General features: G+C 62.5%; 5 protein-coding genes. 1 reads left to right on the top strand and 4 read right to left on the bottom strand.

Annotation, left to right across the window (positions count from 1 at the left end; all coding sequences use genetic code 11):
• Positions 1–85: 85 nt before the first annotated feature.
• The gene (locus tag AC07SU_RS19310) at positions 86–1,615 is read right to left on the bottom strand and encodes an AhpA/YtjB family protein (RefSeq protein WP_176997147.1); all 1,530 of its coding nucleotides are present in this window, start codon (positions 1,613–1,615) and stop codon (positions 86–88) included.
• Between the two features lie 133 nt (positions 1,616–1,748).
• Here AC07SU_RS19310 and serB point away from each other — a divergent pair, with 133 nt between their 5' ends.
• Complete coding sequence (serB, locus tag AC07SU_RS19305; RefSeq protein WP_038850738.1) at positions 1,749–2,963, top strand: phosphoserine phosphatase SerB; 1,215 nt, start codon at positions 1,749–1,751, stop codon at positions 2,961–2,963.
• Between the two features lie 138 nt (positions 2,964–3,101).
• Here the strand turns inward: serB and asd are convergent, their stop codons facing one another.
• Genes asd through AC07SU_RS19290 form a run of 3 tightly spaced genes read right to left on the bottom strand, consistent with a single transcriptional unit; the run spans position 3,102 to position 6,386 of the window.
• A complete protein-coding gene (gene asd, locus AC07SU_RS19300) occupies positions 3,102–3,962 on the bottom strand; it encodes an archaetidylserine decarboxylase (RefSeq protein WP_494997915.1) in 861 nt (286 codons plus the stop codon).
• Between the two features lie 15 nt (positions 3,963–3,977).
• Positions 3,978–4,793 carry a rhodanese-like domain-containing protein gene (locus AC07SU_RS19295; protein ID WP_457404962.1) on the bottom strand — a complete coding sequence of 272 codons (816 nt, stop codon included), beginning with the start codon at positions 4,791–4,793 and terminating at the stop codon, positions 3,978–3,980.
• A gap of 57 nt (positions 4,794–4,850) precedes the next feature.
• Positions 4,851–6,386 (bottom strand): HDOD domain-containing protein, encoded by a 1,536-nt coding sequence (locus AC07SU_RS19290; RefSeq protein ID WP_494997914.1) that lies wholly within the window; start codon positions 6,384–6,386, stop codon positions 4,851–4,853.
• Positions 6,387–6,535 lie beyond the last annotated feature (149 nt).

Below are 6,535 nucleotides of genomic sequence, written 5' to 3'. Positions count from 1 at the left end.
CCCCCCCCCCCCCCCCCCCCCCCCCCCCCCCCCCCCCCCCCCCCCCTCCTACAGGGGGGGCATTCCCATGCAGGGAACGATCACATCAACCTTTGGTGCGGGTTTCGTGCATCCGCGCCAACTGTCGCTCAAGCATCGACGGGTACGGTTCCATCAACCGCTCCACGCAGCTTGCACCCTCAGGGCTGGCAATTGGGCGGATACGCGCGCGCTGGCGGATCAGCGTGTCTTCGCTGATCTTGCGCTCCACCAGCAGCAGGTTGCGGCTGTGCTGGGACAAGGCCAGTGCGTCCTGGGCGATTTCGGTGAGCAGCAGGTCGATCTGGCTGATGCCGAACAGGTCGTCGCCTACCGTCAGGCCCAGTTGCAGTTGCAGGGTAATGCCGCTGTCGGCCACTTCGATCTGCAGGGCATGGCCCAGGGCACGCAGCAACTCGCCGCAGCAGATGGCGTTGGTCAGGTAGTCTTCGCCGCTGTCTTCACTGTGGAACAGCATCAGCGTGCTGCCATCGTTCAGGGTGTGCAGTTCGCTCTGGTACAGCGAGGCCGCCTGGTCGAGACAGTCGCGGTAGCGCTCCAGCAGCTCAGTCAGGCGTGCGCGCGGCAGGCGGCGCAGTTGGTCCTGGGCACCCAATTGCACAGCCAGTACGGCGCTGTGCTGAGGCTCGGCGTTCTTCACCGGCACGGGCTTGGGCGCTGCAACAGGGGCCGAGGAGTTGTCGCGCAAGTCGGCGAACGGGTCTTCGTCGTCCAGTTCGTCTTCTTCAGCCTTGATCACCTGGCGGGTGGCCGGTTTGAGGCCGGCCACCGGCGGGCTTTCGTCAAAGCCCGGGTCGCGCAGGTTGCGCACTTCAAACTCGGGCTCATCGTCGTAATCGGTGTCGTCGAACTCAGGCTCTGGTTCTGGCTCGCGCACGGCGGGTTCCGGGGCGAAACTGGCGTGCAGTTGGCGAGCGAGGTCGCCGATTTCATCCTGGCGATCAGTGGCCGGGGTGTGTTCGTCGATATCGCGCAGCCAGATGCGCAGTTGCATCAGGGGCGTAGAGATGTGCCGGCCCAGGCGCAGGCTTAAGGCCAGGGCCAATGCCAGCAGGATCGCGCTCAAGATGCCCATGCTTTGCAGGCTGATGGTCATCGGCTGCTGGAACTGCTGCATGTCGAGGCTGATGCGCAGTTGGCCGGCCTTCACGTCCTGGAACGTGATGTTGCTGGAGTACAGACCTTCGGCTTCACCCAACAGGCCGTTTTTCGGGCGCTGCCCGGCTTCGGCCATGATCCGGTTGTCCACGCTGTAGATGGCGGCATGGGCCACCAGCGGGTTTTTGGTCAGGTTGTTGAGCAGCACGTTGAGGCTGAGGATGTCGTTGGACACCAGCAGCTCAGTCGCCGAGGTGGCGGTCTGGGTAGTCAAGCTTTCGCCCAGGGCGTCGGCTTGCTCGTGCATGGCCTGCTTGAACTGCAATCCCATCACGCAGGCGTAGATCACCAGGGCCAGGGCGACCAGGATCACGTTATGGCTGGCGATGCGTAATGCGATCGGTACACGGCGGTGGCGCAGTGCCCGGAAGATCAGCAGGAAGAAATTATCGGTTTTTACTGGCGTGGGCCGGTTCACTTGCGCTCGGCTCTTGGTCCGTGAAGTTGACGCGCAGTATAGCGACAGCCCTAGAACCGGCAAAGCGCTGGCTGTGCCCGATGGTCACTGAAAGTGGGTAGAATGCGGTTTTTTTCCAGCCTGGGGGTGCGCCTTGCGCGAAATTGTCCTGATTAACATCACCGGTGAAGACCGTCCGGGTCTTACTGCGGCTATTACCGGCGTTCTGGCCCAGGGTGGTGTGAACATTCTCGACATCGGCCAGGCAGTGATCCACGACACCCTGTCGTTCGGCATCCTGGTCGAGATCCCGAGCACTGAACAGGCGTCTTCGGTCCTCAAGGACATCCTGTTTACGGCGTACAAGCTGGATCAGCAGGTGCGTTTCACGCCAGTGTCCGAAGAGGATTACCAGCACTGGGTGGCCGGTCAGGGCAAGAAACGCCACATCGTGACGTTGCTGACCCGCAAGGTAACCGCCGAACAATTGCAGCGTGTCAGCTCCATCACCGCGCAATACGGCTTGAATATCGACCATATCGACCGCCTGTCGGGCCGCATGCCATTGGACACCCCGGCCGACAAAGGCAAGGGCTGCATCGAGTTCTCCGTGCGCGGCGAACCAGCTGACCCGCAAGCCCTGCGCGCCGAGTTTCTCAGCGTGGCCCAGGAGTTGAATGTCGACATCGCTTTCCAGGAAGACTCGCTGTTCCGTCGCAACCGTCGCCTGGCCGTGTTCGACATGGACTCCACGCTGATCGAGGCCGAAGTCATCGACGAACTGGCCAAGGCGGCCGGTGTGGGCGAGCAGGTTTCCGAAATTACCGAACGCGCCATGGCTGGCGAGTTGGACTTCCGTGCGAGCTTCAAGGAGCGCCTGGCGCTGCTCAAAGGGCTGGACGTCAGCGTGCTGGACTCCATCGGCGCCTCCCTGCGCCTGACCGAAGGCGCCGAAACCCTGTTCGCCGAACTCAAGCGCCTGGGCTACAAGACTGCGATTTTGTCGGGTGGCTTCACTTACTTCGCCAAGCAATTGCAGGCCAAGCTGGGCATCGACTACGTATTCGCCAACGAGCTGGAAGTGGTGGATGGCAAAGTCACTGGCGTGGCGGTAGAGCCAATTGTGGACGCGCAGCGCAAGGCGGATCTGCTGAAGGAATTGGCCCACAAGGAAGGCTTGCGTCTGGAGCAGACCATTGCGGTCGGCGACGGAGCGAATGACTTGCCGATGCTGGCGATCGCCGGGTTGGGTGTGGCGTTCCGCGCCAAGCCGTTGGTGAAGCAGTCGGCCAAGCAGGCGATTTCGACGTTGGGGTTGGATGGCGTGCTGTATCTGCTGGGCTTCCGCGACCGCGACGGCCAGCTCTAACTCCGCGATCCCCCTGTCGGAATGGGATCAAAATGTGGGAGCTGGCTTGCCTGCGATAGCGATGGTCAATCCAACACCGCTATCGCAGGCAAGCCAGCTCCCACATTGATTGGGTTCCAGCTTTGAATCTGGTGTGGATCAGGCTTTCGGCAGTGCGATGCCTTGGCCCATCTGTACCGGCGTACCGGCTACCAGCTCTTCAGCCCACTTCACCTGATCCGGCCCGAACAGCACGATCGCGGTCGAGCCCAGCTTGAAGCGACCCAGTTCTGCACCTTTTTCCAGATGAATCGGCGCACGCGCGGCTTCGTCGTAACGGAAGGTTTTCAGCTCGCGTTTCGGTGGCGTTACCAGGCCAGCCCAGACCGTTTCAATCGACGCCACAATCATCGCGCCCACCAACACCACGGCCATCGGGCCACGTTCGGTGTCGAAGATGCAGGCAACGCGTTCGTTACGGGCAAACAGCTCAGGCACGTTTTCAGCGGTGGTCTGGTTCACCGAGAAGATGCGGCCCGGGATGTAGATCATCTCGCGCAGGGTGCCGGCCAATGGCATGTGCACGCGGTGATAGTCCTTCGGCGACAGGTAAACCGTCGCGAAGTCGCCGCCCATGAACGGCGCAGCCACGGTAGAGTCACCACCCAACAACTCCAGCACGCTGAAACTGTGGCCCTTGGCCTGGAACACACGACCGTGTTCGATTGGGCCCAATTGGCTGACGGCACCGTCGGCCGGGCTCAGTACCGCGCCTGGGGTCTGGTCCAGCGGGCGGGCGCCGTCTTTCAAGGCGCGGGTGAAGAAGGCGTTGAAGTGCTCGTAGGCGGTCACGTCTTCAACCAGGGCCTGGGACATGTCCACTTGGTAGCGCTTGGCGAACCAGCTGGTGAAGGCATTCTTGAACCAGCGCACGCGGCATTCGGCGACGCAGCCAGCCAGGCGCGACAGCAAGTGGTGCGGCAGCAAGTATTGGCTGAGGATAAACAACTGCTTTTTCATAACTGTCCTTAAACCTTAAATCTCGACGGGGGTGTCGGGGTGGTTGCCCCATTCGCCCCAGGAACCGGCATAACCTTTGACTCGCGGATAACCGAGCGCCTTGGCCACCAGGTAGGTGAAGCCAGAGCGGTGGTGGGTCTGGCAGTGGGTGATGATTTCTTTGTCGCGGGTCAGCCCGAGGTCTTCGAGGATCTGCGGCATGTCGCGGCGGATGCGCAGGTTACGCGCCTTGTCCATGCCGGCGGTCCATTCGAAGTTCACGGCGCCGGGGATGTGACCACCCTTGGCAGCGAGCACTTTTTCGCCGGAGTATTCCAGTGGGCCGCGTGCATCCCAGATGCCCAGGTCGGCAGCACCGAGGCGGCTTTGCAGGTACTCGCGGGTGGCCGTGGGGCCATCATGCAACGTGAGGCTGACCGGGCCGCCGACAGGTGCGGGCACGTCGGTGGTTACCGGGTGCTGGCCTTCGAGCCACGCCAGCAGGCCGCCGTCCAGGTAGTGGTATTTCTGGTGGCCGATCACGTCGAGCATCCAGATGAAGCGCCCGGCCCAGCCGCCGCCTTCGTCGTCATAGACCACGTAGGTCGCGTCCGGGGTGTGGCCCAGTTCGCCGAAGAGTTTTTCCAGGTCGGCCTTGTGCGGCAGCAGGCCAGGGGCGGGTGGCTGGCCCAGTTGGGTGCGCTTGGGGTCAACGAAATGCGCGCCGGGGATATGCCCTTCGGCGTAGCGGGCGGCACTGGTGAGGTCCACCAGAATCAGGTGTTCGGCATCAAGGCGACCTTGCAGGTCGCTGGACTCGATCACCAGCGGCAAGCCAGAGAAGTCAGGCATGTGAGGTCTCCTGGGCACAAATGTTGGCGATAAAAGAGGGCGATTGTAGCGCAAGCATCAGGCGCTGCGGTTGGTAAAGCTGTGCAGGGCTTTCTCGATGCACTGGGCGGTTTTGCCGAACGCCTGCACGGTGGTTTCCGAGAACGGCCCGCCACCCTGATCGGCCACCATCAACATCACCACGCGGCCATTGCAGCTCAGGGAGCGCAGCAGCAAATGCTCGCCGGTGAACAGGCGACGCAGGATCGGCGGTAACAGCGCCGAAAACTGCGCATGGTTCTCGGGGTTGAGGCGTACCTGGGCGGATTTCTCCAGCAAGCGTTGCAGCAGCGTGCTGTTGACCACGTCCAGGCTCAGATTCGCGGCGTCTTTGGGCAAGCCGTCAGCCTGGTGCACTCGCAGCGTGCTCAGGGCGCGATCGGCCATGAACAGCAAGACCCGTTGCATGCCGCTGGCCACCAGGGCCTCTTTGGCGCAGGTGGTCAGGTGCATGGCGTTGGCAAAGCGGCTTGGCTCCACCAGCAATTCGGTGCAGCGCTTGCGCCACACCGCCAGGGACTCAGCCGTGGGTGGCGGCGCCGGCAGCAGGCCTCGATGGATCTTCTGCACATGCCACGGCCAGATCAGCGACAGCGCCGGGTGCCACAAGTCGGGCATCAGGGTTGCGCGGGCACTGGTCACCGCTTGCTGGTGAACCTGCTGCTGTACCTCGGCCAAAGGCTGTTGCAGGTACAGCGCGGTGAGGTATTGCCAGCGTTCGGTGTGCGGGCAGGTCCAGGATTCCTGGGCCGACATCGCCAGGCCATTGGCCAAAAGCACGGTGTTGGCCGGCTGATTCAGCCAGCGACGCAAATTGGGTTCGGCATCGAGCAGTTGCTGGTGGCGCAGCGGGTCATCTTCACGGGCGATGTGCAGGGCCTTGACCAGCAGGCGTTGCTCGGTCAGCAAGAGCGTATAGCCCTGGGAGACCCAGATCGGCAGGTGCCAGGTTTCGGTCAGGCCGATGCACAGGTCCAGCAGGCGCACACCGAACAATTCCTGCTCGACCTGGCGCGCGGACTGGCCCTTGTGGATCACCCGCAGTTCCCATTCTTCCAGGAGTTTGGGGTACGCCACGGCCATTGGCCACAACGGCGACAGGAACAACAGGCTGCCCCAGTGGATGTCTTGCCACAGCCGCGCCAGGCGGCTGGCGAACAGGCCGTTGGCTTGCTGTGATGCATGCTGGCTCACCAGCAGCAGTTGGCGCAGCGCCACGGGAATTTCGTTGGCCGGCACTGAAGGCAAGCGTGCCAGCAGCTCTTCGGCGCGCTTGAGACCGAGGCGGTTAAGCGCCACTTCAAGGTTTTCGGCCGGTTCCGCCAGGCTGCCGTGGGTATGGCTGTTGGCTTCGCGCATCACGCTGAGCACCAGCGCGGGGCTGTTCTGCATCAGTTCGGCAATGTCTCGCAATGAACTGCGGCTGTCGCGGATGGCTTTGCACACGCGCTCGTGGCTGGCCTGTGGGACGGGCAGCAGCACATCGTCCAGGCGCTTGATCCAAGCGGCGAGGGTGGTGGGTTTTGAACTTGGGACTGTCGTTTCATTAGCCATGATTGGGGCGCGATCATCACTTGCATTCAACACGCCCGGAACGGGCCGAATTGGCTTTTCGCCTTAACGGGCTATAGTCTGGCGCAGTTTTGCCGATAAGTAGAACAAGAGTTTTCGGCTACACCCAATATGTCCATGAACCCGACGGC

It is taken from the genome of Pseudomonas sp. GW821-FHT05H12 (genome assembly GCF_059419385.1).
The sequence above is the reverse complement of the archived record's forward strand: the minus strand, read 5'-3'. Positions and strand labels throughout refer to the sequence as shown.

Coding starts and splice junctions, on each gene's coding strand:
- asd (WP_494997915.1), bottom strand. CDS start 3,962: ATGAAAAAGCAGTTGTTTATCCTCAGCCAATACTTGCTGCCGCACCAC.
- AC07SU_RS19295 (WP_457404962.1), bottom strand. CDS start 4,793: ATGCCTGACTTCTCTGGCTTGCCGCTGGTGATCGAGTCCAGCGACCTG.
- AC07SU_RS19290 (WP_494997914.1), bottom strand. CDS start 6,386: ATGGCTAATGAAACGACAGTCCCAAGTTCAAAACCCACCACCCTCGCC.